General features: G+C 44.8%; 23 protein-coding genes. 19 read left to right on the top strand and 4 right to left on the bottom strand.

Annotation, left to right across the window (positions count from 1 at the left end):
• The first annotated feature begins 78 nt into the window (after positions 1-78).
• The 3 genes from rlmD to AC0L13_RS16005 all read left to right on the top strand — a co-directional run bounded on the left by rlmD (position 79) and on the right by AC0L13_RS16005 (position 4,103).
• Positions 79-1,473: a 23S rRNA (uracil(1939)-C(5))-methyltransferase RlmD gene (gene rlmD / locus AC0L13_RS16015; protein WP_473641317.1), complete on the top strand. Its 1,395-nt coding sequence runs from the start codon at positions 79-81 to the stop codon at positions 1,471-1,473.
• Positions 1,474-1,605: 132 nt separating this feature from the next.
• Entirely contained in the window at positions 1,606-3,138 is a 1,533-nt protein-coding gene (locus tag AC0L13_RS16010; protein WP_473641315.1) for a DEAD/DEAH box helicase, read from the top strand.
• 170 nt (positions 3,139-3,308) lie between these two features.
• The gene (locus tag AC0L13_RS16005) at positions 3,309-4,103 is read left to right on the top strand and encodes a YqhG family protein (protein WP_473641313.1); all 795 of its coding nucleotides are present in this window, start codon (positions 3,309-3,311) and stop codon (positions 4,101-4,103) included.
• Positions 4,104-4,153: 50 nt separating this feature from the next.
• Here AC0L13_RS16005 and AC0L13_RS16000 read toward each other — a convergent pair whose 3' ends face one another.
• Entirely contained in the window at positions 4,154-5,437 is a 1,284-nt protein-coding gene (locus tag AC0L13_RS16000; RefSeq protein WP_473641311.1) for a DUF5068 domain-containing protein, read from the bottom strand.
• A 369-nt stretch (positions 5,438-5,806) separates the two neighbouring features.
• Here AC0L13_RS16000 and AC0L13_RS15995 point away from each other — a divergent pair, with 369 nt between their 5' ends.
• The 4 genes from AC0L13_RS15995 to AC0L13_RS15980 all read left to right on the top strand — a co-directional run bounded on the left by AC0L13_RS15995 (position 5,807) and on the right by AC0L13_RS15980 (position 10,077).
• Positions 5,807-7,015 (top strand): RtcB family protein, encoded by a 1,209-nt coding sequence (locus AC0L13_RS15995; RefSeq protein WP_473641309.1) that lies wholly within the window; start codon positions 5,807-5,809, stop codon positions 7,013-7,015.
• 187 nt (positions 7,016-7,202) lie between these two features.
• A complete protein-coding gene (locus tag AC0L13_RS15990) occupies positions 7,203-8,336 on the top strand; it encodes a DUF418 domain-containing protein (RefSeq protein ID WP_473641307.1) in 1,134 nt (377 codons plus the stop codon).
• A gap of 15 nt (positions 8,337-8,351) precedes the next feature.
• Positions 8,352-9,470, top strand: a complete 1,119-nt coding sequence (locus AC0L13_RS15985; protein ID WP_473641305.1) for a sensor histidine kinase — start codon at positions 8,352-8,354, stop codon at positions 9,468-9,470.
• 1 nt (position 9,471) lies between these two features.
• Entirely contained in the window at positions 9,472-10,077 is a 606-nt protein-coding gene (locus AC0L13_RS15980; protein WP_440500892.1) for a response regulator, read from the top strand.
• Between the two features lie 95 nt (positions 10,078-10,172).
• Here the strand turns inward: AC0L13_RS15980 and AC0L13_RS15975 are convergent, their stop codons facing one another.
• Positions 10,173-11,819: an alkaline phosphatase gene (locus AC0L13_RS15975; protein WP_473641303.1), complete on the bottom strand. Its 1,647-nt coding sequence runs from the start codon at positions 11,817-11,819 to the stop codon at positions 10,173-10,175.
• A 192-nt stretch (positions 11,820-12,011) separates the two neighbouring features.
• On the opposite strand from AC0L13_RS15975, the gene AC0L13_RS15970 reads away from it, so the two are divergent.
• Together AC0L13_RS15970 and AC0L13_RS15965 are read left to right on the top strand one after the other, a co-directional pair.
• Positions 12,012-12,383, top strand: coding sequence for a nuclear transport factor 2 family protein (locus AC0L13_RS15970; protein WP_473641300.1), 372 nt, complete (start codon positions 12,012-12,014; stop codon positions 12,381-12,383).
• Between the two features lie 34 nt (positions 12,384-12,417).
• A complete protein-coding gene (locus tag AC0L13_RS15965) occupies positions 12,418-13,383 on the top strand; it encodes a phosphotransferase enzyme family protein (protein ID WP_473641298.1) in 966 nt (321 codons plus the stop codon).
• 175 nt (positions 13,384-13,558) lie between these two features.
• On the opposite strand, the gene AC0L13_RS15960 is transcribed toward AC0L13_RS15965, so the two are convergent.
• Positions 13,559-15,172, bottom strand: a complete 1,614-nt coding sequence (locus tag AC0L13_RS15960; protein ID WP_473641296.1) for a catalase — start codon at positions 15,170-15,172, stop codon at positions 13,559-13,561.
• Positions 15,173-15,365: 193 nt separating this feature from the next.
• Between AC0L13_RS15960 and AC0L13_RS15955 the strand changes: the two genes are divergently transcribed.
• The 9 genes from AC0L13_RS15955 to AC0L13_RS15915 all read left to right on the top strand — a co-directional run bounded on the left by AC0L13_RS15955 (position 15,366) and on the right by AC0L13_RS15915 (position 23,051).
• Positions 15,366-15,587: a DUF2829 domain-containing protein gene (locus AC0L13_RS15955; protein WP_473641294.1), complete on the top strand. Its 222-nt coding sequence runs from the start codon at positions 15,366-15,368 to the stop codon at positions 15,585-15,587.
• Between the two features lie 52 nt (positions 15,588-15,639).
• On the top strand, positions 15,640-16,395 hold the full coding sequence (locus AC0L13_RS15950) for a 3-oxoacyl-ACP reductase (protein WP_473641292.1): 756 nt from the start codon (positions 15,640-15,642) through the stop codon (positions 16,393-16,395).
• Between the two features lie 153 nt (positions 16,396-16,548).
• Positions 16,549-17,058, top strand: coding sequence for a QueT transporter family protein (locus AC0L13_RS15945; RefSeq protein WP_473641290.1), 510 nt, complete (start codon positions 16,549-16,551; stop codon positions 17,056-17,058).
• Positions 17,059-17,632: 574 nt separating this feature from the next.
• The gene (gene nhaC, locus AC0L13_RS15940) at positions 17,633-19,051 is read left to right on the top strand and encodes a Na+/H+ antiporter NhaC (RefSeq protein ID WP_473641288.1); all 1,419 of its coding nucleotides are present in this window, start codon (positions 17,633-17,635) and stop codon (positions 19,049-19,051) included.
• Complete coding sequence (locus AC0L13_RS15935) at positions 19,048-19,914, top strand: MBL fold metallo-hydrolase (protein WP_473641286.1); 867 nt, start codon at positions 19,048-19,050, stop codon at positions 19,912-19,914. Before nhaC ends, AC0L13_RS15935 begins: the two co-directional genes overlap by 4 nt.
• Positions 19,915-19,983: 69 nt before the next feature.
• Positions 19,984-20,145 carry a hypothetical protein gene (locus tag AC0L13_RS15930; protein WP_473647198.1) on the top strand — a complete coding sequence of 54 codons (162 nt, stop codon included), beginning with the start codon at positions 19,984-19,986 and terminating at the stop codon, positions 20,143-20,145.
• A 256-nt stretch (positions 20,146-20,401) separates the two neighbouring features.
• The gene (locus tag AC0L13_RS15925; RefSeq protein ID WP_473641284.1) at positions 20,402-20,932 is read left to right on the top strand and encodes an RNA polymerase sigma factor; all 531 of its coding nucleotides are present in this window, start codon (positions 20,402-20,404) and stop codon (positions 20,930-20,932) included.
• Positions 20,922-21,956, top strand: a complete 1,035-nt coding sequence (locus tag AC0L13_RS15920; RefSeq protein WP_473641282.1) for a DUF4179 domain-containing protein — start codon at positions 20,922-20,924, stop codon at positions 21,954-21,956. Before AC0L13_RS15925 ends, AC0L13_RS15920 begins: the two co-directional genes overlap by 11 nt.
• 192 nt (positions 21,957-22,148) lie before the next feature.
• On the top strand, positions 22,149-23,051 hold the full coding sequence (locus AC0L13_RS15915) for an acetamidase/formamidase family protein (RefSeq protein WP_473641280.1): 903 nt from the start codon (positions 22,149-22,151) through the stop codon (positions 23,049-23,051).
• A gap of 272 nt (positions 23,052-23,323) precedes the next feature.
• Here the strand turns inward: AC0L13_RS15915 and AC0L13_RS15910 are convergent, their stop codons facing one another.
• The gene (locus AC0L13_RS15910; RefSeq protein ID WP_473641278.1) at positions 23,324-23,503 is read right to left on the bottom strand and encodes a hypothetical protein; all 180 of its coding nucleotides are present in this window, start codon (positions 23,501-23,503) and stop codon (positions 23,324-23,326) included.
• A gap of 137 nt (positions 23,504-23,640) precedes the next feature.
• Between AC0L13_RS15910 and AC0L13_RS15905 the strand changes: the two genes are divergently transcribed.
• Positions 23,641-25,287 carry an FAD-binding dehydrogenase gene (locus tag AC0L13_RS15905; RefSeq protein WP_473641276.1) on the top strand — a complete coding sequence of 549 codons (1,647 nt, stop codon included), beginning with the start codon at positions 23,641-23,643 and terminating at the stop codon, positions 25,285-25,287.
• The last annotated feature ends 10 nt before the right edge of the window (positions 25,288-25,297 follow it).

Genomic DNA, 25,297 nt, shown 5'->3' with positions numbered 1-25,297 from the left:
ATGTCTCTTTTTGAAGGAGTCGGCTCGCATGGAGGTGAGCCGTTTAATAGATGAACAAAAGTGAAAGGGGATCATTCATTGACTACGATAAAAGAAGAAACGCTAATTGCTGAAATAGACCATTTGGATAAGAAGGGAAATGGGCAAGCTGTCATTTGGCGTGAGAGTGAAACAGGTTCAAATCCGAGAAAGCTGAAGCTGACGATTCCGCTTACATTGCCGGGAGAGAAGGTTCAAGTTGTTGTGGACGAACCGGATAAGAGAAGAAGGAAGGTACTGCCTGAAAAAATTCTTACTCCAAGTCCGGAGCGCCAAGATGCGCCTTGTCCGCATTTCGATCTTTGCGGGGGCTGTGTATGGCAGCACTGGAATTATGAAGGCCAGTTAACGCATAAGACGAATCATGTGAAGGAAGCGTTGCTGCGTGAGGGGATGGAGCCGGAGCTTGTCCGCGACACAATCGGCATGGACAATCCTTGGCAATACCGTAATAAGATGGAATTCACGTTTTCTCCTGAAGGAAATCTTGGACTGCACGAGCAAGGGAACTTCCGTAACATCATTCCGCTTGAAACTTGCCTTATCGCAGGCCGAAAAATGGTCGATGCGACGATGGAAGTAAGCGAATGGGTGAAAGAATTCGGCTTGAAAGGCTACAATAAAGATAAACATGAAGGACTTCTCCGCCACTTGATGGTACGGGAATCGTTTGAAACCGGAGAAATCATGCTTGCGTTGTTCGCGACTGAAGCACCTGCTGGTGAATTGGCGCCAGCTGCTGAAGATTTGATTACCCGCATCACAAATAAGTTTCCGAACGTGAAAAGCCTGCTTTGGCTTGTGAACACGGATTGGGCGGATCGCACACAATCCGAGGAGACATTCGTTTTGGCGGGCCGCGACTTCATCTATGATGAACTCGGCGGATACCGTTACCGACTTTGGTTTGATACGTTTTTCCAAACGAATCCTGTTCAAGCGCAGAAGCTAGTTGAACTTGCGCTTGAAATGGGCGAGCCGAAGGAAGACGAAAAAATGATCGACCTATTTTGCGGCGTCGGTACGTTCTCTCTTCCATTCGCAGCACGGGTAAAGGAATTAGCAGGTATTGAAATTGTCGAGACGTCAATTGAATCTGCAAAACGGAATGCGACGGATAATGATTTGCATAACACGACGTTTCTCGCTCGGGATGCACGGAGAGGCATTGACGAAGTGCATGAAAGCTGGGGCTTGGCGGATCTGTTATTGATCGACCCTCCACGCTACGGTGCTGGCGGCAAAGTGATGCGTCGTATTGGACGCGCGAAACCGAAACGGATTGTCTATGTGTCTTGCAATCCGGATACATTCGCAACAGATACAGCGGAATTGCTGCCATTTGGCTATACTCTTCAAAAAGTGCAGCCAGTCGACCTTTTCCCGCACACTGTGCATGTGGAATGTGTTGCGTTGTTGACGTTGGATGAATAAATAGTGAGCTCTCTCCCATCTGGAGGAGGGCTTTTTTCTTGGATAAAAAATGATAATCCGTCTACGAGACGTGGCAACATACATAGGAACTTCGTTTTTGGACAATCTAACAAGAAAATATCGGATGAGGGGATGTTTATGCAAATTGAATGGTCGTCCGATTGGAAAGAGGGCTTTGCCGAACGGTTGGAAAACCGCCAAGCGTGGGATAATTGGACGTTGTATAAAATGTGCTATGACGTAGAAAAATCGAAATTGATAACGGACTTCCAAGGTCTTCAATGCCCGAAATATTTACCTGAGCTGACGCCTTACCCCCATCAATTGGAGGCGGCAGAAACGGTCATCGAGCGGATGAATGGGAAAGCGATTCTTGCAGATGAGGTAGGTCTCGGGAAAACGATTCAAGCTGGTTTAATATTGAAAGAATATTTAATTCGGGGCCTCGTGAAAAAAGCGCTCATTCTCGTCCCCGCTTCACTTATGAATCAATGGATTGATGAGTTGAATCAAAAATTCCACATTCCGGCGATTCAATATAAAAAGGCTTATGACCTCGACTACTGCAATATCGTCATCGCGAGCATCGATATGGCGAAAAGGAGCCCCCATAAAGAAAATCTTTATAATCAGGACTTTGATTTAATCATCATTGATGAGGCTCATAAATTAAAAAATCCAAAGACGAAGAACTATGAGTTCGTGCAAAACTTGAAGAAGAAGTTTTGTTTGTTGCTGACGGCGACACCGATTCAAAACGATGTATTTGAGCTGTTCAACTTGATTTCTTTATTGAAACCTGGTCACCTCGGCAATTTCGAGACATTCCAATCTGTCTTTTCCGCAAGCAAGCATAATGTGGAAGAGGACGAGTTTTTAAAGGAATTGATCAACCAAGTGATGGTGAGAAATTCAAGGCACGACACGGGAATCGAATGGACGAGCCGCCGTGTGCAAATTATTCCGCTCAAGTTCAGTGAGGCGGAAAAAGAAGTATACGACATGATTTCAGAATTGAAAAATGTATCCTCCGTCTTTTCCGGCGCGTTTTCGATGATAACTTTGCAAAAGGAAATTTGCAGTTCAAAAGAAGCGGCATTCTTTACATTGAATGAAATGCGTCAGAAATGCACAAACCCGGAGGAACTTGCGTATATCGATGAATTGCTTCTAAAATTAGCCTTGCTGCAAGTGAATACGAAAGCGGAAAAGACGTATGAAATCATCTCGCAAGCAAATGATGAGAAAGTCATCATTTTTACGGAATATCGGGCGAGCCAAGCCTATTTGCAAAACTTTTTGTATGAAAAGGGAATTGTCAGCGTCCCGTTTAACGGGAAGTTCAGCAAAAATAAACGTGAGTGGATGAAGTATTTATTCAAAGAAAAAGCGCAAGTGTTGATTGCCACGGAATCCGGCAGTGAGGGGATCAACCTACAATTTTGCCATCATGTCATCAATTATGATTTACCCTGGAACCCGATGAAATTGGAGCAACGGATTGGCCGTGTCCATCGGTTAGGGCAAGAACATGATGTTAATATATACAATTTGGCTATTAAACATACAATTGAGGACCATATATTGGAGCTGCTCAATGTGAAAATTGGCGTCTTTGAAAAAGTCGTCGGTGAACTGGATGATATCCTTTCCCGCGTTAACTAGCTGTAAGTCCCCCAGTCTTAGCATTTACAGTAATCCGGGTATTTCCAATGGGGGACAACAGTTAGTAAACGCCCGATTGGTTCAACTAACAATCAGTGGAACAACACCACTGATTGAAGTTTCACTTTATCGGAATTTAAATTGACGATCTAGATGTAAGGAGGATGCTTATGTATCCACAACAGATCCATCAATATGTACGGCAATTTTTCATTGAAAACAATTGTGACATCTTGCGTGAAAATGAGCATTTCATCAACGTGCAGTTAACGGTTGAGATGGATAAAAAAATAATGAATCGTCCGTTTTATTGGAAGTATTTAGAAAGCACGGGGGATGAGCCAAATCCAGCGCAACTGACGTTGATTACCGATAAAAACAGGCTGATGGAAAGCATTGCCGGGGAAGTTGTGCATTACGGGTCGAACCGTCTTAATCAATTGTTCCGGGTGACAAAGGAGCTGGGCTCGTTTGTGCAAATGTATGAAAGGGCAGTCAATGCGTCCGGACAGCAAACGATATTGACGCCTTGGGTTGGGGTCAATTATAAAATTACGTATTCCAGCGATCGAACGCAGGAGACCTTGTATTCGCTAGGCATAAATTTAATGAATGGCATGATTATCAACGGCTTTCAGGAATCAATTAACGGATTGGATTTAGGAAATACGATAACGCCAAACACATATCATTTACCGTATATCATTAAACCGTTGAATGGTGTAGCGCGACTCGAAGCTGTGATTGAAAACCTTATCCAGCAAGACGACCATACATGGGCTGAAGAGGCAAAGGAAAGACTACGAAAAGATCTTCTTGTGCTTGAATATTTCTATAGAGGAATCGAGGATGAAGATCGCCCTGAATGCTACGAAAGTGAGAAGAAAGCCATCGAGGAACAGTATGAGACGAAAATTAAAATCGATGTTATTAACGGAGGTTTGTTTTATTTGAAGTCGATTTAAAGTAGAAAGACCGCCTCTTAGTTAGCAGTAGGCGGTCTTCGTTTTGTTAATTATTTCATCGGCAATTTGAATGTCACCGATTTTTCTTTGAATAGTTTTTTTGCATTGCTATCTGCAAATGGTCCGAATTGGAGCTTCAATTCTTTCAATAGGCCGAATTCGTCTTGTCGGAACAAGAATACCGCTAAGATTTCTTCCGACTCGCCAGGGTTCAGGTCGCCATGAAGGAAAGGTTCTAGCATACCTTGTGACAACATTGTTCCTCGGTTTTGGTCGAGGATCAACCGTTTGTCGATCAATGACTTCGCGATAGCTTCCTTACTGTCGTTTTGAATTTGGAGCTTTGCCGTCAAAGCGACGAGCGGGCCATCGCCGAAATTAGTGAATCGGGAAGCGTGCGCTTTCGTCGGGGTGACGTCGGTGTATTGGACGCCTTCAAGTGTAATTGTGACTTCATCGATTTTCTGTGTTTCGTTGATATCTTCTTTCGCGAAGAAAATTTCCTTATCGGCAATCGTGTCTGTCACCATTTTATCTGCATACAAAGCGGAGCTTTTCGATGCTTTTTCTGCGCCTTCTTCATTGAATGGAATTTTGAAGACAGCATCTTTACCGATCTTTTTATTAAAATCGTCTTCCAGCAATGGGATGTCGATTGTATAAGTCGGAGCACTTAAACGCTCATACTGTGCCTTCGTCATTGTGTAGGATTGCATACCAGTATATTTACCAGGCGCGTATTGGCGTCCAGCGTTTTCTTTATCGCCTTTCAACCAATCTTCACGGTCAACGAGGCCGATTTTCATATACAAGTTTTCCGTGCCATCATCGGATAGCATCATTGTACTTGCATTGAAAAATACGTCTTCGTCCAAGTTGTTTTCAAATCCGAGCTTGTATGTAATGACATATCCTTCTTCTTCGTCATCGAAATTATACTTGGCAGATTCGTTCATATTCGACACGTGGACGATTTGGTACTCTTCGATGGAAATCTTCACTTTGTCCGAGTATTCGTGTGTCAGGCCTGGGTTTGAATTCGTGTAGACAATTTCAACGTCGCCGCCTGTTTCTTCTTCTATTGTAGGATTGATGTTTTCAGCTGACTCGTTTTGCGTATTATCGGATGCATCCGCTTCTTCTTCGGTTTCCTCTTCTTTTTCTTCTACTTCAGTTACTTCGGTATCTTCATTTTCATTAGTTTTCTCTGCTTTTTCATTTTCAGTTTGTTCGGCAGCAGACGCTTCCTCTTCTTTCTCTTTCGCTTGTCCACATGCGCTAAGAATGAGCATTGCCGTTGCTATGCCGCTGAATAGAATTCGTTTCTTGTTCATTTTTTGCGCCCCTTTATAATTGTCTTTACTTAGATAATTTTAACAGTTTTTTCTATGGGAAAAAGAACCGTTCTTAAAATGATTCGTAAGTGTAGTTTTTGGAGAGGGAATATGTGGAAAGACCTAATAGGGCAGAGATGTGAGAACGTTATTTCAGTTAAAGGAGAAAGTAAAGTCCTAATTTATACTACTGACCCACCATTTTGGTGCCTGTGCACGACGCTATTCAGAAAATGCGCTACAATTGTATAAACGGATATCAAATCTCATAGTGGCGGCATTTCATTTATTTTTGTTGGATTTTCAATTACTACATTGAATAGACATAAATATGTCTTACACAGGCACCGTGGAAAGGAGCGTACTTTTATGAAGAAAAAGATTTTTGGTGTGCATGATGATAATACGTTGCGACAGTTTAAAAATTGCTTGCGCACGGGCCAAGTAGCTGGCGGTGTGCTATGTGCTGACGGGCATTATGGATATAGCCAGCCGGTCGGTGGAGTGGTCGTGTATGACGGTCAAATTTCACCGTCGGGCGTCGGGTATGACATCGCTTGCGGGAATAAGGCGGTCCGGACGAATTTGAAGTGGACGGATATCGAAAAGGATCTCCCGCGTCTCATGGATGAAATTGCTTCATCCATTTCATTCGGCGTCGGCAGGAAAAATAACGTTCGGGTCGATCATGAATTGTTCGACGATCCGGACTGGTCCGTCTATGAGGAAATCGGCAAGCAGGAGCACGATCGGCTGAAGAAATTGGCGAGGGACCAATTGGGAACTGTCGGGGCCGGGAACCATTTCGTTGATCTGTTACTAGAGAAGGAGACGGGAGATGTTTGGGTGGCGAATCACTTCGGCAGCAGAGGGTTCGGCCATAAAACGGCGAGCGGGTTTTTGAACTTGGCAATCGGACGGGAGTTTTCTGATCGCGCACCGGGAGAAAGCATGGAGCAAGCACCTACATTGATTGATTTGAATAGTGAATTGGGTGATCTGTATTATCGTGCGATGACGTTGAGCGGGAAATATGCTTACGCGGGCAGAAATTATGTGATCGATGAAGTGCTTTCCATCTTAGGGGCAACTTCCGAGTTCGAGGTTCATAATCATCATAATTATGCTTGGAAAGAAACTCACTTCGGCAAGGAGTATATCGTCGTCAGAAAAGGGGCAACTCCTTCAGCTCCAGGTCAAATGGGCTTCATTGGCGGGAGCATGGGCGACATTTCCGTCATCGTCCGCGGCAAAGAGAATGAGGCGAACGCCGATGCTTTTTATAGTACGGTCCACGGAGCGGGCAGAATCATGAGCCGTACGGAAGCGGCTGGCCGGATGAATTGGAAAACCCGTACAAGAACAGGCGGGAAGATTTCACGGGAGCGGATGGATCAAGCGATTCAAAAGTATGGAGTGGAATTGCGCGGCGGGGGAACGGATGAAAGTCCATTCGTCTATCGTAAATTGCGGGATGTCTTAACCGCACACGAAGACACAATCGACGTCCTCCACGTATTGAAACCAGTAGGTGTCTGCATGGCCGGCGCTAACGAACACGATCCGTATAAAGATTAAGGTGCCTGTTCAAATGTGTGTTGCACAGGCACCGATTCCTCTTCCATTGACAAAACGTCTAATGCTAATCCGGCATTGGACGTTTTTTATGACACGTGTCATAACGATCTCCTTACTCCTGTGAATATTCGCAAGGCATCCTGTCAGCTACAATTGAGACAATTCAAGCTGAAGGAAGGGGAAGGGTATGGAAGCGCATCAGGAACGTATTCGATTGTTGGATATTTTAAGAGGGGTAGCCGTGTTGGGAACGTTAGGTACGAATATATGGATTTTCGCCCATTTGGGGGATTTGGGTTATATTACGACGGGCGATTATTCAGGCTGGTGGGAAACAAATGATTTCATTCGCATGGTCGTTTTATTTTTTGTGAATGGTAAATTACTAGGCTTGCTGACGATTATGTTCGGCGTCGGCGTCGAATTAAAATACAGGCAAGCTATTCGAAAAGGGCAAGTATGGCCGGGTGTGTATCTTTGGACGTCCGCCTTTCTTATTGTCGAAGGTCTTCTGCATTTTATTCTTGTCATGGAGTACGATATTTTAATGAGTTACGGGGTGACCGCCATAATCGTCGCTTTCATTATTAAAGGCGGCGATCGACGGATTAGAAGAGCGATGTGGGGATTCGGAGGCTTCCACGCCTTTGTCATTCTGTCCCTTCTGCTACTTGGTTTACTTGGTGCGAATATGTCGCTTGGAAGTTTTCAGGAAGTGATCGCCCTTTATAAAGACGGAACATGGTCCGAGCAAATTCAATATCGCTTATCCAATTTCCTATTGCTGCGAACGGAAGCTATTTTCATTATTCCGATGAATATTTTCCTTTTCTTATTAGGAGTCCGGATGATGCGTGCGGAAGTTTTTTCACCTACTGAGAGGGGAAGGGCCCAGCGGAGCAAGCTTTTGAAAATCGGCATTTTCATTGGAATCCCTTTAAATGTATTTACGTTTGTTCCCGGGGGTGCCTTTGACTTGCCAACACGTTATTTGTTCGCCCCGTTCGTCTCACTTGGCTATGTAGCAATTATTGCAAAAATGATAGAATGGAAGAAATGGAATTTCTTTTGGAAACCTTTTGAAAAGGCCGGGAAGATGTCGTTAAGCTGCTATGTCATGCAAAATTTGATCGCCTCTATCCTTTTCTATGGATGGGGATTCGGGTTAGGAGGCAAATTAAGTTCCTTCCAAATCATATCGATTTGGTTAAGCATCTCATTGATTCAACTTCTAATTGCTTCGATTTGGTTGCGCCATTTTGCATTAGGTCCGATGGAAATGGTTCGGAGACGGGTGATCGGGATGCTTTCAGCAAAGTGAAACGGGGGAAGCAGGATGGGATTAAGGATTTATCCGAAAGAGCAAATGAAGCACTACTTGATAATTGACGCCATATCGGTTGTTTTTCTCATTTTTATTGTGCTAGAAGCGGAAAGCGTTCTCGTGCTGCCCGTCCGCCTCGTTTTATTAGCCATCTTTCTGTTCTCGTACTATATTGCCTTATGGCATCGAGACGTCCGCCTACTGCTAGCTGTGCTAGGTGGCATTGCAATCCTCACAGTTTTTGGGGTATACATTAATCCGCCAGTACTCCTATTCGGGTTTATTTTTGCGGATTTATTAGGAAGGGCGTCGAGTCACTGGCACCGAGGAATTGGGATAGCGGCAATCGGAGGCATGTTCCTTACTGTTTTTTTCATGCAATCGAAGGTCGGATTCAGCTGGGCTCATACATTTCTTCTTCCCGTTATGATTCTGCAAATGGTTTATCCACTGTTGATATACATTCGGAGTAAAAACCTTCATTTGAAAGATGAATTGCTCGTCGCCAATCATCAGCTTGAGCAGCAGTATATCGAGGAACAGGAAAGGCATCGCATCGCGAGAGATCTTCATGATACGTTAGGGCAAACTTTGACGATGATCAAGCTTAAAAGCGAACTAAGCGCCAAATGGATTGATCATGATAAGGAACAGGCCAAGAAGGAATTATTAGATATTCTATCCTCGTCAAGAATTGCATTGAAGCAAGTGCGGGAGCTTGTATCTGATATGAAATCCATTCCGTTGCACAAGGAAATTGAACAGGTTAGAACGATACTTATACAAGCCGGAATGGAAGCGACAGTCGAAGTAGTGGAAGAGCCACCGTTGCTTTCCAGTGTGGAAGAAACGATGCTCAGCCTTTCATTGCGCGAAGCGGCGACAAACGTTATTAAACATAGCAAGGCGACGCGCTGTCAAATCAGGCTGACTATGGAAACCGATGCATTTACGATTCGGATCGCTGACAATGGCATCGGTTTGGGACATGTTGCTATCGGAAACGGCATGCAGTCGATGAAAGAGCGGATGCAAGCATTGCTAGGCACGGCTGCTATGGAAGATGGAGAGACAGGAGGGACTGTCGTCACGCTCCGACTGCCTTTACGCCACCATGAAAGGGGGGGATAAAATGATTCGTATACTTATTGCGGAAGATCAGCAGATGGTGCGCGGTGCTTTCACATCGTTACTTCAATTTGAGCAAGATATCGAGGTCATTGCAGCCGTGTCCGACGGAAAAACCGCATACGATACAATCGAGCAAACAATTCCGGATGTTTGTATTTTGGATATTGAAATGCCGAATGTAAGTGGGTTGGAAGTTGCTGAAAAAATACGTGCTGCTCAATTGCCTTGCAAGATCATTATCGTTACGACATTTGCCCGTCCAGGCTATTTGCAAAAAGCGATAGATGCCCAAGTGGAAGGCTATTTATTGAAAGATGAACCGATTGATTTCCTCATCCAATCCATTCGGCGGGTGATGAAGGGGGAGCGGGTGATTAGTACTGATCTTTCTGCAATTCTTTTTATGCAGGAGAAAAATCCGCTCAGCGAAAGAGAGGCGGAAGTGCTCCGACTAACAAATGAAGGGCTCACGACAGAAGAAATTAGCAAAACACTTTTTCTGACGAAAGGGACGGTACGGAATTATGTCTCCTCAGCCATTCAAAAGGTTGAGGCAGAATCACGGACTGAAGCTGTACAGATTGCGATCGAAAAAGGATGGATTTAAAAAGGAAAGTGAAACACATCAGTGCTTCACTTTCCTATATTTGGATATAAATACACCCCGATGAGTCTTTGTAAATGCGTCTTGCACAGGCGTTGTTATTTTGATAGGTTCAATGCGGATTCCGATACATAGAAATCCTTCCCGTTATAAACAGTTACACCATCAAGTGTCTTTGTGTATGATTGGTTTTTCTTCGTAACGAATGCCACGTTTTTATTCACAGGAAGTTCGATCTTACTATTTTGCTTTTCTGCAATGAATACAGGGTTATGCTCATCTGTCACATCAATGCGTGTCAGATAGCCCTTTTTCTCGAATGACTCTCTTGCATTGACGAACAGCTTGTCCGTTACTTCATTCAAATCAAACCCTAGGAATGAAGCCATAGATTTTGCGATATCAGTGTTATCTACTAATCCATACGGTTTCGATGGACCGTAGGCGTAAAGGAAGACATCCTCCCCAGTATGGCCGCCTGTCGAGAATCCGATGTTTGCGCGTTCTGAAAGCATTTTAGACATATCCGCTTGTAATGATTTTGAAGCTTGTAACGCTTCGATTTCTTCCTCTGACAAGTTATCCAAGCCGTATAATTCCGCTACTTCTTTCATATTGGAGCGATCGTCGTTTAATTGCTTTAATGCACCTTCAACTGTCATCGTCGCTTTCTTTAAAGGGTCGATATACGTGGAAACTGGAATTTCAGGGTAGTTGGAGTTTGTGTTGACATTCCCCATTGTAATTCCGCTGTTGCCATGGTCGCTCACCGCGATGACCATTGTATTTCCATCTTCTTTCGCAAAATCCAGCGCCTCTTGTACCGCATCATCGAAAGCTAATACATCACTAATAATCCCGATCGGATCATTTGCGTGCGCAGCCCAATCGACTTTACTTCCTTCAACGAATAGGAAGAAGCCATCTTCATCTTCGGAAAGAGTACCGATTGCTTTTTTCGTCATTTCGGCAAGAGATGGTTCGTCATTTGCATTTCGGTCAAAGTCGTAGGCGAGTGCTGAAGGAGCAAAAGAACCCCAAATTTTATCCGAATTTGCTTGGAGCAGCTCATCACGTGTTTCGACAAAGTCATATCCTTGCGCATCGAGCACTTGTGTCAAATCTTCACCATCGACACGGGAATTTCTCGCTTCGCCTGGCAATAAAGATTCTTTTCCTCCCCCAAGCACAACATCGATACCTTGGTACACTTGTTGCTCAGCAATATCCTGATAGTTGCTGCGGTGTGCTGCATGGGATGAGAAGCCCGCAGGTGTTGCATGCTGAATTTCGGAAGTGGAGATGAGTCCTGTCGACTTTCCTAACAGTTTTGCTCCTTCTAAGACGTTTGCAACTGGTTTGAAGGCATCCTCTGGATCAACCGCCTCAACCCCAGGTGTATTTACAAGTTCGGGAAGAAGCCCGACAATTTTATCATTGCTCTTATGGCCCGTCGCCAATGCGGTTGCAGCTGGTGCGGAATCGGTGATTGCTGATTCTGCGGAATGCGTTCGCACGCCTCCGATCATGATTTCATCCATTGCAAGGTCCTCGCCTTTATACCATCTTGCTAGTGAAGTAGCCCCTGCACTCGTTCCATCCATCACCATCATAATGACATTCGTAGGTTCGTTCTTTTTGTCTTTCGCCACAGTAATATTGTTGTAGCCAAAACCTAATGCGGAAAAGGCTACAACAGCAGCCATGGAGATGCCCGCTGCTTTCCTTCCAAAACGATGCTTCATGTCGAAATCCCCCTCAATGAAAGTAGTAAACTCAACACTAATCATAGGGATGAATTATTAATTTGATATGAATCTATGGTAAAAGATTTGTTAATTTCAGTAGGGAGTGAATGTTAGGTTATTTGAAATAAAGGACTTCCGGATTTTATGGAGAATTTACTTCTGTACAACATACGAAAGGATGTTAATTACATGGAATTATATAAAGACAAAGCGGTGGATTATCTTCAATTGATCGTCGCGGGGAAAATTGACGAAGCGTATGAAAAGTACACAAGCCCTGAACTCCGCCACCATAATCCATATTTCCCTGGGGATGTAGAATCGCTGAAGCAGGCGATGAAAGAGAATGATGACATGAGCCCAAATAAAACGCTCGAGGTGAAACAGACGATTGAAGAGGGGGAGATGGTGATGGTTTTTTCTCACATTAAACAGAACCCTGATGACCTGGGAGCCGCGGCTGTTCATATCTTCCGCTTTTCGGATGGACTGATCGTAGAAATGTGGGATGTCGGTCAACCGGTCCCCGAAGACTCGCCGAACGAGAATGGGATGTTTTAATACCTAAACAATTTAATGATATGGGAATGAGAGTATGCTGAAAACAGAGAGAGAAAACGTAAAACAGAAACTTGGAGAGTTACTTGGCGGGGGCTTGATTGATATAGTTCCCGCGTCGGATGGATTCCATAACCAAGTTTTTGTTATTAATAAGAAGATAGTAGCGCGGCTCTGTTCACGTAGCAGGGCAAGGAATGAGTTGGAGGCGGAGCTTGATTGGATAATTGCTTTGGATAAAGCTGGCGTACCGGTTGCGAAGCCGATAACGCTTATAGGGCATGATCGAATCATTCCACTGGATATGGATGACAACGCTTATTGGCTAACCTTTTTCCGCCATACTGGAGGACGGCCGGTCGATGTTTCGAATTTGAATGAATGGAATCAAGAGTTTTTCCATAAATGGGGAAGCCAAATCGCAGAAATGCATAATGTAGAAGTAGGCGAGCTCGATCGACCTGTCTATTTGGACAGTGTCAAAAAGAATGCGAGGCCAATGAATGATTGGGTAAAACATCGACAAGAGCAGTTGGTGCATCAAATGGTGAATTGGGAGAGACACCCGAACACATTTGGGCTTATCCATAATGATCTCCACCAAGGCAATTTCCATTTGAATGAAAACGGGTTGATTTTCTTCGATTTTGATGACTGTGCCTATCATTTTTATGTGCATGATTTGGCAGTCTCGATTTATCATGCATTATGGACGGGGACAGCATTCCATCCTGAATCAAAAAGCTTTCCGGATGATTTCCTAACTTCCTTTTTGAATGGTTACGCTACAAGTAGACGGTTGACTTCCGAAATGTATGACCAACTTCTTATATGTTTGCAAATGCGCGAAGTTTATTTGTACGCACTTTTTATCTCTGAATGGAATGAGGATGAGATGATGGATTGGCAACTTGATAAACTGCAAGAGTTGGAGGAAAACATTAAATTAAACATAATTCCATATAAAGAAGAACTGGAAAAAGTAAGACATCTTTTTGGGTGAAAAACTGGTGCCTGTGCAGCAAACAACTCAGACAATGCACTACAATTGCATATAAAAAACGAGGAAGCCAGCCAAATCAATGTTTGGTGGGCTTCCTTGCGTAATTTCATACGTAATGTTGAATTATCATAATTGCACCCTGCACAGGCACCGAAGAAGGAGATACCGCAAAAAGTTAGTAGCCGTCTGTTTCGTGTCCTTTTTCTTCGGCCATTTTTGGTGCTTTTTCTCCGTCTTTATTGCCGAGAGGGGCTCCTTCTCCTAAGTTGGAATGTTCGGATTTGGCGTTCTCCAAGCCTTCCCGCAGGCGTCGGCCGTATTCGTCGTCGGCTTCTTCGGCAAGGGCGGCCATTTTTTCTTGGATCCGTGGGTCGCATTTAGACAGGTCATTCACGAGATTGGTAATCAGTTCATCTTTTTCCCAGTCCTCAAATGCGCGGTATGTTTCTCCCGCCTGCTTCGTATTGTCATTGCGATCGATTGATTCGCGGACGAGATTGCCTTCTACATATGGCGTATGTTCTGTCCCATGCTGTTCAGCTTCTTTCAGTCCTCCTAAGATGGACGGCTCATAGTTGATATGTGGGTTTTGACCGGGTACACGGTCGACTTTATACTGCATCTGACCGCCCATCTGATTTGTCGCAACCCGCTTCTTCGGCGCATTGATCGGCAATTGGAGGTAGTTTGCCCCGACCCGGTGACGCTGAGTATCTGAATACGAGAACGTGCGCCCTTGCAGCATTTTATCATCCGAGAAATCGAGTCCGTCGACAAGTACACCTGTTCCGAAAGCGGATTGCTCGACTTCGGTGAAGTAGTCTTCTGGGTTTTTATTCAACACCATTTTTCCGACTTTGCGCCAAGGGAATTGGTCATTGGGCCACAGCTTCGTATCGTCTAGCGGATCGAAGTCGAGCTCAGGATGCTCGTCGTCACTCATAATTTGGACGTACAGCTCCCATTCCGGATAGTCGCCGCGTTCGATTGCGTCATACAAATCCTGCGTCGCATGATTGAAGTTCTTCGCTTGGATTTCCTCGGCCTCTTTTTGCGTCAAGTTTTTAATCCCTTGTAACGGTTCCCAATGGTATTTCACCAAAACAGCTTCGCCTTCGCTATTCACCCATTTGTACGTATTTACCCCGGAGCCTTGCATTTGGCGATAGTTTGCAGGTATGCCCCAAGGGGAATAGATGAATGTTACCATATGGAATGATTCAGGCGAGCTTGCGCAGAAATCAAAAAACCGCTCGCTATCTTGGATATTCGTAATCGGGTCCGGTTTAAACGCGTGGATCATGTCGGGAAACTTGATCGCATCGCGAATAAAAAAGATTTTCAAGTTATTGCCGACCAAATCCCAGTTTCCATCTTCCGTGTAAAACTTCACCGCAAACCCACGCGGATCCCGAAGCGTCTCAGGGGAATGCCCGCCGTGAATAACGGTAGAAAAGCGGACGAATACAGGCGTCTGCTTTCCTTTTTCCTGAAAAAGCTTAGCACGCGTATATTTGAAAACAGGTTCATCGCCCGCTGTCCCGTATGCTTCAAAATATCCGTGAGCACCAGCACCTCGCGCGTGTACAACCCGTTCAGGAACGCGTTCCCTGTCAAAATGGCTAATCTTCTCGATAAAGTCATAGTTCTCTAAAGCGGCTGGCCCTCTATTGCCGACTGTCCTCAAATTTTGGTTGTTCGTGACGGGATGCCCTTGCCGATTTGTCAATGTCGTGTCGTTTTCCATGTCAGAAGTGTTATGCGCAGTCTCATGCTTATTGTCCTTCATTTTAACCTCCTGGAAGATGAATTCCCCTTTCCCATGGGATATAGGGTTATGTTTTTATCCTACCCTTCCCTCTGAAGGTTTTAACCCGATAGCCAGTGTTTATGTTAATAAAGCAAGGGGCGTCATTGTAAAAGCTCAGCCAATCCAGTATACTTTCATGATAATGAATACTACGATTAAAGGATGGTTATCAATGACGTTTGAAGAAGTATTGCCGCGCTTGAAAGCTGGCGAAAAAGTAATCCGAAGCGGTTGGGGCGGAGCTGAATTGTATGTGAAATTAGTTGGTGAAGAAGAGCATGAAGGGAAGAAGCTGAACCCTTACTTTTTGATCGACGTTGAAGGCGAAGGGTATACAATGTTTTCACCAACGGTTTGCGATCTATTGGCTGACGATTGGACCATTGTGGAATAAATGCTGAGAGCTCATGAGAAATCATGGGCTTTTTTTGCGGGAGGAAGCGGATATGAAATTTGAGGAATTCGCCGGGAAAACGGTATTTGTAACGGGAGCGTCGTCGGGTATTGGCCGGGCGCAAGCGATTGCTTTTATGGAAAATGGTGCGAATGTATTTGCGTTTGATATGGAAGAATCAGGGTTGATTGATTTACAAGAGCGAGATTCTTCCCGATTTTCTTACAAAGTTGGCAATGTAAGCGATCGGAATGAAGTGGCGGCGGCTGTTGAACGAGCGATTTCGATATATGGACAAATCGATATTTTATTAAACACGGCTGGCGTCTTGGATGGCTATGCGAAAACATTGGAGACGGATGAAGCTCTGTGGGACCGGATCATGGATACGAATGTGAAAGGCACTTATTTCGTAACGAATGCTGTACTTCCTCATATGTTGGATCGAAAATCAGGAGTCATCGTGAATATGGCATCGATTGCAGGACTCGTCGCGGGAGGCGGAGGCGCGGCTTATACCGCGTCCAAACACGCGATCATCGGTTATACGAAGCAGACGGATTATGATTACTGCAAGGAAGGGATCCGCGTGAATGCAATCGCACCGGGCGCTATTGAAACGCCGATGAACAAAGCTGATTTTGAAGGGGACGGCGAGATGGCAAAGTGGGTAGCGCAAGAAACACCCGCAGGCAGATGGGCGCAGCCGGAGGAAGTGGCCGGGCTGACACTCTATTTGGCAAGTCAGGCTGCCGACTATATCCACGGTACTGTCATTCCGATGGATGGCGGCTGGATTATGCGATAGTTATATTCAAAAGAATTCTCTTCTGCTATAATAGGCGGGCAAGCAAATTCTGTTTGCACTGCGGCACTTCGGTTTGGGCGTTCGGCCTATTCCTCCTTTGGCCGTAGTTATGACTAAAATAGCCCCGTGCTATTTTACAAAGGAGAATGAAAAATGAATATCTCTTCACTCAAGGATTCACCGCGGTCAGCCGTGAGTGAATTAGCGAAGATCGCACTCATTGCCGGCTTATACGTCGCAGTGACCGTGCTGTTTTCAGTCATCAGTTTTGGTGCGATACAGCTCCGTCTATCGGAAATGTTCAACTACCTCGCCCTGTACAATAAACGGTACGTTGTGGCAGTTACAGCAGGTGTCGTCCTCGCCAATTTCATGTCTCCTACATGGATATTGGATGTGCCAATCGGCGGGATTGCGACGTTGCTCGTATTGTTGCTATGCAGAAGAGCGACGAGGAACATTAAGAACGATGCCCTGAAAATGGGCGTGACGGCTATCATTTTTGCACTATCCATGTTCACCGTTGCGGGCCAATTATCGATTATGCTCGGATTCCCGTTTTGGCTCACATATTTTACTGTCGGTGTCGGCGAATTGCTCTCTATGACAGTAGGTGGAATGATCATGCATCAATTGCACAAAAAACTAGACTTCACAAAATAAATTTCAACCCATCCCTTCTCACAAGGGGTGGGTTTTACTATGGGATTTTTACTTTGGTGCCTGTGAGATACACTATTCAGTTAATATACTACAATTGTATAATTGAAATAGACAAATGCAATGAGATAGATAATTTACGAATTTTTTTTCGAATGTTTATTCCTCATGTTAAATAGTCATAAATGTGTTCTGCACAGGCATCGAGAATATTCAGGGATAATTCCGACTAAATAAAAGACTTGACTTCTTAGATGAGCATGATAAGATTCATAGCAATTACTTTTACGTAGAAGTATTTCAATTGCATAGATACTGAGAGATGGTGCAGTAATTCGATTGTGTGCAGCAACAAGAGACTGAATGGGTGGTGAAAGTTCAGGCAGCAATCAGGATGAAGTACGCTATCGGTTTTTCTCAATTTGACATGAAGTGGATGGCCGATTTTATATCGGCTCATCAAGTAGGGTGGTAACGCGGAGAACTCCTTCGTCCCTTTCCAAGGGATGGATGGGGTTTTTTCTATTTTTAGCTATTCAAAATTTGTATCGTCAACGGAGAAGGAGATGTCATCAAAATGAAAAAGGAACTGACTTTTATAGCTTCAATTATCCCAATATTGGCATTAGTAATTGCGGCGGCTTCATCAATTTTCATTTGGGAGGCGGGGATGCATATACCGTTACTCATTGGGGTGTTTGCTGCTGCAATAGTTGCAAAAATTTGTGGTTGGCGTTGGAATGAAATCGAGAAAATGATGGTGAATGGAGTATCCAGGGCATTGCCCGCAGTATTTATCTTACTGATTATCGGGATCATTGTTGGAACTTGGATTGCCAGTGGTGTGATCCCAACGATGATTTACTATGGTTTATCGATCATTGAACCTTCCTTGTTTGTTCCGCTCGTGGCGCTCATTACTGGGATTGTTTCAATCACATTAGGAAGCTCATTTACTTCCATTGCGACAATCGGCATTGCTTTCATGGCGATTGGGGAGGGGTTGGGATTTCCTCCGGGGCTTGTAGCGGGGGCAGTCATTTCAGGGGCTTACTTCGGTGATAAATTATCGCCGTTGTCCGATACGACAAACATCGCTCCTGCAATGGCTGAAACAGATTTGTTTAGCCATATAAAGCACATGCTTTGGGATACAATTCCTGCATTTGTCATTGCACTTATTTTATATTGGGTTGTAGGTCGTTCAGGTGCAGCGGCTCATGCTGTGGATACGAATGGTATCGATCTAATTAAAACAGGGCTGGAAGGTGTCTTTACCATTCATCCACTGCTGCTTTTGATGCCTGTATTTACAATCATGTTGATGATGATGCGCATTCCGGCCATTCCGGCATTGACGATTGTAGGCGTACTAGGGGCTGTACTTGCAGTAATCGTTCAAGGTTCTTCCGTTTCCGAGATTGCACAAGTGATGACGAGCGGATTCTCAGTCGATTCGGGAGTAGCTTCGGTGGACTCTTTGTTAAATAAAGGCGGTCTTTTATCGATGTTGGGGACAATTGGACTGTTACTCATTGCCACTGCTCTAGGCGGGATTCTAGAAGAAACAGGAGCTTTTGAAGTGGTTACAAGAAAAATGATAGCAGCCGTTCGTTCAACGGGAACGTTAATCAGCACGACCATTTTTTCAACATTCGTCGTGGCGTTTGCAAGTGGAGCACAATTTTTAGCGATTATTTTACCGGCAAGAACGTTTGTCCATACGTATAAAGAGATGGGAATCGATACGAAAAACCTTTCCAGATGTGTCGAAGCGGCGGGTACGGTAGGCATTAACCTCGTACCATGGGGTGTTCCTGCGATTTTTGCAGCAAGTACTCTAGGGGTCAGTCCAGGACAATTTATCCCATATGCATTCTTTGCGTTTTTAGTTCCGCTAATTAATATCGTTTTCGGTTTCACCGGCTGGACCATTACAAAGAAGAGCTATCAGTCGAAAAATGAAATAAAAACGAAAGGAGCCATATCGTTATGAGCAAAGTCATTTTACATGTGTTAGGAACGGCTCAAGATGCCGGTCTGCCACATCCGAATTGCTTTTGTAAAAACTGTACGGAAGCTATCGAAAATCCTGCGTTTAGGCGCACTGCAGCGTCATTAGCCATTGTACTGCCTGAAGAGAAGGCTTGGCATTTGATTGATGCGACGCCAGATCTGAAAGAGCAGATGGCAAGGGTGCAGATGAAGCACAATCTGCAAGGGCAACTCATGTCGAGCATCTTTTTGACACATGCTCATCTAGGCCATTATCCCGGATTATTGTTTTTAGGAAGGGAAGCGATTGGTGCAAATAAAGTGCCGGTATTCGCAGGAGCAAAAATGAAAAATCTATTGGAAGAACAAGCGCCTTGGAGCCAATTAACAAAACTCAACAATATCGACCTACAGAAAATGAATGACGGCCAAGCAATTGCTGTTTCACCGGACGTCACTGTTACACCTGTTGATGTCCCGCACAGAAATGAGTTTTCCGAGACATTTGCGTTTTGGATTACAGGGACGACTAAGAAAGTTTTGTACATTCCGGACATCGATCGATGGGAACAATGGGACAAGGACATTTATGAAGCGTGCAAGGAAGCGGACATCTGCTTACTTGACGGCACATTTCATTCCACTGAAGATCTAGAAAAGATCGGTCGGGATTATCGGGAAATTCCTCATCCGCTCATGACAGAAACAATGGATCGATTACAAGATCTAGTGGATCAAACTGAGATTTATTTCATTCACCTCAATCACTCGAATCCTGCGATTGACAGGGAGAGAACGGTTCGGAAGGAGCTTGAAATGAAAGGTTTCCATATTGCGGAGGAAGGCATGGAGTTTGTTTTGTGACAATAGGGAGTTATATCAAGTAGGCTGGTAACGTGGAATGCGTGCTGCACATGCACCAATGGGAAAGGGATGGAACATAATAGGTTGTGGTTTGTTCTTATTTTAGGGTCGTTGACGGCATTTGGACCGTTGTCAATGGATATGTATTTGCCAGCGCTTCCACTTGTGGCAGAAGATAAGCAGACGAATGCTTCACTCGTATGGCGGAGGGTGAAGCAGAGCACATCGTAAGTTGGAAAGTAGGCGTCAGGGCATTATTTCTACGTTGTTGGCATGTAACTCGATTTTACGAGCGCTCTCAAGTTCACAGAAAATGCATTTTATCGTCTATATTTCATTACGACCAAGAAGCGATTACTGCTTCTTGGTTTTTTCGTGAATTGCAGAGCATAAAAAGGAGATTAGAAAAAATCATTTATTGTGATGCAACCATTCGATAGGCTTCTTTATCTAATCTATTGACGAACTAAGAAAGGGGGCTGTTACGATGAGTTCAATGAAATCGCTTGTCAAAAAGGCGAAAAAAGGGGATGGGGAAGCATTCGTCTCCCTTGTGAAGCAGTATGAGGATGTATTGTTCAAAACAGCGAATCGATTGTTGAACAATGACGAAGACGTTGCCGATGCAATGCAGGACACAATATTGTCGGCTTATGAAAGACTCCATACGCTAAAAAACGATCACTATTTCCATACGTGGATGTATAAGATTCTGATCAATAAATGCAATAGCCTGTTGAACAGGAGAAGTAAAGTGACATCGTTTGACGAGCATATGGCGCAAGGCGAGACGGACTGTCATTTCACCTCCATTGAATTGGAAGATGCATTGAATAGTCTCCCGCCGGATACGAAAGCCGCTTTGGTCCTTTATTACATAGCTGGCCTGAACAACAGAGAGATAGGCGAAGTGTTAGATGTGCCGGAGGGAACGATTAAATCAAGAATTTCAAGAGGCAAACAGATGTTGCGTAGTACCTATTACAAAAGCGAGGGAGCGGTTGTAAATGAAAGCTGACTTTGAAAAGGAACTTGAGCGGTTGGTGAATGAAGAACGGGAAATGCCGGTGATTGTAAGAAAAACAATGGATGAAACATATGCAACTATACATTCTCAACGGCGGAAAAATAAATTCGGATGGAAAAAAGCGGCAGTGGCGGCATGCGCTTTCGTTATTGCGGGCGGACTTCTCTTGAATAATGATGAAGTTAGAGCAAAGATTCAAGCATTCTTTTCTTTTGAAGACCGTGGGATCGAACAAGCAATATCCAATGGCTTCGGCCAAGAAAATCCGAGTACTGCCGTCGATCAGGGGATTGTGCTAACTTTGCAACGCAGTTTTGCAGATGGGAATAAATTAGGATTGAGTTTTTTGGTGGAATTAGAGAAACCATCAATGCTTGATGCCGGGATTTCAGAAGTGAGCATGGATTTTAGGGTGAAAAATGGCGATGGGGAATATATAGAAGAATTTATTCCAGATACAAAGACTTTGAAGGGAGACGGTGGATATGCATCTGGCTTAGAGCAAAACAATCCTGTACTGGATGAGAAAACAGGAATCTTTCAATATGATGTGGTGTTTAGCTCTAATAAAGGATCCTTTCCGATTTTAAAAGATGCGATTCTGGAAGTCGAAAGCATTAAGATTTTTTATGAAAAGGGTGAACTTCAAATAATTAATGGAGAATGGAACCTGCCTATAGCCAACCAAAACCATGGAAATGCTATACCATCTGTTGAGTATGTTGTAGCAAACTCATCGTCGGGCATTCAAGTTTTGTCAGCTAAGGCGGATCCGACTTCTTTCAACTTGAAGTTTGCAGTGGATCAGCTATTTGAGGATGAAACGCCTTTCGTTTTTGCAATGAAACTGATTGACGACAAAGGCAATGAATATCGGAGCGACAGCTTTTCGATGGAAGCCGACAATGGTCAAACGATTATTTCAACTAATTTTCCGATCACCTCTTATGACCACTTTGAAAGTGTAGAAGTAATTATTGATGGTATAGGGAAAGTAGAGCTGCTTAGAAAATAGTTCGATTATTAATTGTGAGAACCAGCTTTCTTGACGGTGCATCATCCGGAAGTTTTTGGGGATAGACGATTCTTATAATACAAGAACTGTCTATTCTTATAGTCACATCATTCAATATCTAGAAAACTGGAACAAGTTAACAAAGTTTAGTATACTCATGGAAACTATTTTGCAGTGGAAGGGGATACGAGGATGACGAAAGTTGGGTACGAGGAAGGCATCATATATGATTTCAATAAAGTGCATGAACCGATACGGACGATTTCGGCAGGTTCGACGGTGACAATTCAAACGTACGATTGTTTTCAAAATCAAATTCAATCCGAGCAAACGGAAGTAACCGCAATCGATTGGGATAAAATCAATCCTGCGACAGGACCGATTTACGTGGAAGGCGCAATGCCGGGCGATGTGCTGAAAGTGAAGATTGAACGAATCAACATCGGGGACCAAGGTGTAATGGTCGTCGGTCCCGAGTTAGGCGTGATGGGACACGCTTTATCGAAAATGGAATCTAAAATCTTGCCGATCCAAGATGGCTATGTCCAATTCAATGATCTGCAAATTCTTGTAAATAAAATGATCGGCGTCATCGGTGTTGCGCCTGAAGGGGAAGGTGTGAACTGCGGAACGCCTGGCGCGCATGGGGGAAATATGGATAACAAGATGGTGACGGAAGGTGCGACGTTATACTTCCCGGTGTTCGCGGAAGGTGCATTGTTCGCGCTCGGCGATCTGCATGCCGCGATGGGCGATGGAGAAGTAAGCGTATCTGGCGTTGAAGTTGCAGGCGAAGTGACTGTGACTCTTGAAGTCATCAAAGGTGAGTCCTTGCGCCATCCGATGCTTGAGAATGAAGAAGTGTTTACTCAAATCGTGTCAGCTCCGACGTTAGACGAAGCGGCAAAAACAGCGGCAGTGGAAATGATTGAACGCATTGCAGATAAAGCTTCTCTTCCAGTAAGCGAAGTGACGATGCTTATGAGTGCGGTCGGACAATCGGAAATTTGCCAAATCGTCGACCCGCTTATGACAGCAAGATTCGTCGTGCCGAAATGGGTGCTTAACCAGTTGGGCGTTATATTTTTTGATTAAAACCAAGCAGGAGTGATCCGCGTCCAAAGTCAGTGGTCTCGCGTCCGAAGTCAGCGGTCTCGCGTCCAAAGTCAGCGGTTGCGCGTTCAAAGTGGGCGGTCTCGCGTCCAAAGTCAGCGGTCACGCGCCCAAAGTCAGCGATCCCGCGTCCAAAGTCAGTAGTCCCGCGTCCAAAGTCAGCGGTTCCACGGCCAAAGTCAGCAGTCCCGCGTCCAAAGCGAAATCTATAAGCAAAATATAAACAGGTGAAGGGATTTCCCTCACCTGTTTTTTTACCGTTCTCTATCATCCCGCCGCTCATTTCGTGCTTTTGCATCAAAGTCTTCTGCGAATTCCTGGGTACGGTTTTCTCCTGGATTATTCGTATTGCTGTTTGTGTTGTGCGCCTCTTTGTAAGTGTCAAAGCTATTATGCGTTCTCTCATTCATCGTCTTCTTATTGTTTTTATTCACCGATTGCTCACCTCCTCTACGTACTATGCGCTTTAGCAAAAGAAGTATACGCTACTCTGCACAATGAAAAGAAGGAATTGGAAATGGAGTTGGCGAAAGAAAGAAATGTGGGATTTATTAACATTGGGGGATACGAAATGAATTATGATGTCATCGTCGTCGGAGCTGGCCTTGCCGGATTGGTGGCGACTTCGGAAATGATTAAAGCAGGAAAAAAAGTTCTCCTACTGGACCAAGAACCGGAGTCGTCTCTGGGTGGGCAGGCGTGGTGGTCGTTTGGTGGATTGTTTTTAGTTGATTCGGCGGAACAACGGAGGCTTGGCATAAAGGATTCCAAGGAACTCGCTTGGCAAGATTGGATGGGGAGCGCAGGATTCGACCGGGTCGACGACGAGGATCAGTGGGCATTGAAATGGGCGGAAGCATATGTGGATTTTGCCGCGAATGAAAAACGGGAATGGCTTCATTCGCTTGGTGTCCGATTTTTCCCTGTCGTCGGATGGGCTGAAAGAGGCGGTTATTTAGCTGAAGGGCATGGCAATTCAGTGCCACGGTTCCATATTACATGGGGGACAGGTCCCGGACTTGTTCAACCATTCGAGAAAATGGTCCGGGATGGAATGAGCAATGGTCACGTCGACTACAAGTCGCGGCATCAGGTGGATGAATTACTAACCAAAAACGGCGCGGTCGTAGGCGTGAAAGGATCTGTACTCGAGCCGAGCGACGTCCAAAGAGGGGAAACGAGTTCCCGTACTGTTATCGGGGAATTTACATATGAAGCACCTTCAGTGGTTGTGACGAGCGGCGGGATCGGTGCAAACTTTGATCTCGTCCGGGAAAACTGGCCTTCGCGATTAGGGGAGCCCCCGAAGCAAATGATTTCAGGTGTCCCTGCTCATGTTGACGGGCGTATGCTTGCGATTACAGAAAACGCAGGTGGTCGAATTGTGAATAAAGACCGGATGTGGCATTACACGGAAGGCATCCGAAATTGGAGTCCGATCTGGCCTTCTCACGGCATCCGTATCTTGCCTGGCCCTTCCTCCATTTGGCTGGACGCAGAAGGAAACCGGTTCCCCACACCGAATTTCCCGGGCTTCGACACGTTAGGGACGTTGCAGGCGATAAAGGAAACGGGCTATGACTACTCATGGTTTATTCTCACTGAAAAGATTATTGAAAAGGAATTCGCATTGTCCGGATCAGAACAGAATCCGGATTTGACAGGGAAAAGCATCAAAAAAGTACTATCGAGGGTGCTTCCGGGCCCGCCTGCTCCCGTGAAGGCGTTCATGGATCACGGGGAAGATTTCATTGTTGCGGATACGTTGGAAGAACTAGTTGCGGGTATGAACCGAGTTGCTGGGAATGATTTGATTGACAATGCAAAAATTGAGCAACAGCTTCTCGCAAGGGACCGCGAGATGGACAATACATTCACTAAGGACTTGCAAATTACTGCGCTCCGCGGAGCGAGAAATTATATCGGTGACAAGCTGATCCGTGTTGCAAAGCCGCATAAGATGCTCGATCCGAAAAACGGCCCGTTAATAGCGGTCAGACTCAATATTTTAACCCGAAAAACGTTGGGGGGTCTTCAAACGGATTTGTCGGGACGTGTGTTGAATGAAACGGGAAATCCAGTCCCGGGATTGTATGCCGCTGGTGAAGTTGCCGGCTTCGGAGGCGGAGGCGTGCATGGATACCGCGCATTGGAAGGCACCTTTCTAGGAGGTTGCCTGTTCAGCGGACACATTGTCGGGCGAACTTTGTCAGAATAAGAAGGATATT

Source organism: Sporosarcina sp. QA0331, assembly GCF_055808055.1.
Note: the sequence above shows the minus strand (reverse complement) of the source record. Positions and strands in the feature narration are given on the sequence as shown.

Excerpts from the sequence above, each read along its gene's own strand:
- nhaC (WP_473641288.1), top strand. The coding sequence starts at position 17,633 with ATGAAAAAGGAACTGACTTTTATAGCTTCAATTATCCCAATATTGGCA.
- AC0L13_RS15980 (WP_440500892.1), top strand. The coding sequence starts at position 9,472 with ATGATTCGTATACTTATTGCGGAAGATCAGCAGATGGTGCGCGGTGCT.
- AC0L13_RS15915 (WP_473641280.1), top strand. The coding sequence starts at position 22,149 with ATGACGAAAGTTGGGTACGAGGAAGGCATCATATATGATTTCAATAAA.
- AC0L13_RS15960 (WP_473641296.1), bottom strand. The coding sequence starts at position 15,172 with ATGAAGGACAATAAGCATGAGACTGCGCATAACACTTCTGACATGGAA.
- AC0L13_RS15935 (WP_473641286.1), top strand. The coding sequence starts at position 19,048 with ATGAGCAAAGTCATTTTACATGTGTTAGGAACGGCTCAAGATGCCGGT.
- AC0L13_RS15970 (WP_473641300.1), top strand. The coding sequence starts at position 12,012 with ATGGAATTATATAAAGACAAAGCGGTGGATTATCTTCAATTGATCGTC.
- AC0L13_RS15955 (WP_473641294.1), top strand. The coding sequence starts at position 15,366 with ATGACGTTTGAAGAAGTATTGCCGCGCTTGAAAGCTGGCGAAAAAGTA.
- AC0L13_RS15920 (WP_473641282.1), top strand. The coding sequence starts at position 20,922 with ATGAAAGCTGACTTTGAAAAGGAACTTGAGCGGTTGGTGAATGAAGAA.
- AC0L13_RS15950 (WP_473641292.1), top strand. The coding sequence starts at position 15,640 with ATGAAATTTGAGGAATTCGCCGGGAAAACGGTATTTGTAACGGGAGCG.
- AC0L13_RS15985 (WP_473641305.1), top strand. The coding sequence starts at position 8,352 with ATGGGATTAAGGATTTATCCGAAAGAGCAAATGAAGCACTACTTGATA.
- AC0L13_RS15995 (WP_473641309.1), top strand. The coding sequence starts at position 5,807 with ATGAAGAAAAAGATTTTTGGTGTGCATGATGATAATACGTTGCGACAG.
- AC0L13_RS15905 (WP_473641276.1), top strand. The coding sequence starts at position 23,641 with ATGAATTATGATGTCATCGTCGTCGGAGCTGGCCTTGCCGGATTGGTG.
- AC0L13_RS15975 (WP_473641303.1), bottom strand. The coding sequence starts at position 11,819 with ATGAAGCATCGTTTTGGAAGGAAAGCAGCGGGCATCTCCATGGCTGCT.
- AC0L13_RS15945 (WP_473641290.1), top strand. The coding sequence starts at position 16,549 with ATGAATATCTCTTCACTCAAGGATTCACCGCGGTCAGCCGTGAGTGAA.
- AC0L13_RS16010 (WP_473641315.1), top strand. The coding sequence starts at position 1,606 with ATGTTTATGCAAATTGAATGGTCGTCCGATTGGAAAGAGGGCTTTGCC.
- AC0L13_RS15930 (WP_473647198.1), top strand. The coding sequence starts at position 19,984 with ATGGAACATAATAGGTTGTGGTTTGTTCTTATTTTAGGGTCGTTGACG.
- AC0L13_RS15990 (WP_473641307.1), top strand. The coding sequence starts at position 7,203 with ATGGAAGCGCATCAGGAACGTATTCGATTGTTGGATATTTTAAGAGGG.
- AC0L13_RS15965 (WP_473641298.1), top strand. The coding sequence starts at position 12,418 with ATGCTGAAAACAGAGAGAGAAAACGTAAAACAGAAACTTGGAGAGTTA.
- AC0L13_RS16005 (WP_473641313.1), top strand. The coding sequence starts at position 3,309 with ATGTATCCACAACAGATCCATCAATATGTACGGCAATTTTTCATTGAA.
- AC0L13_RS15925 (WP_473641284.1), top strand. The coding sequence starts at position 20,402 with ATGAGTTCAATGAAATCGCTTGTCAAAAAGGCGAAAAAAGGGGATGGG.
- AC0L13_RS16000 (WP_473641311.1), bottom strand. The coding sequence starts at position 5,437 with ATGAACAAGAAACGAATTCTATTCAGCGGCATAGCAACGGCAATGCTC.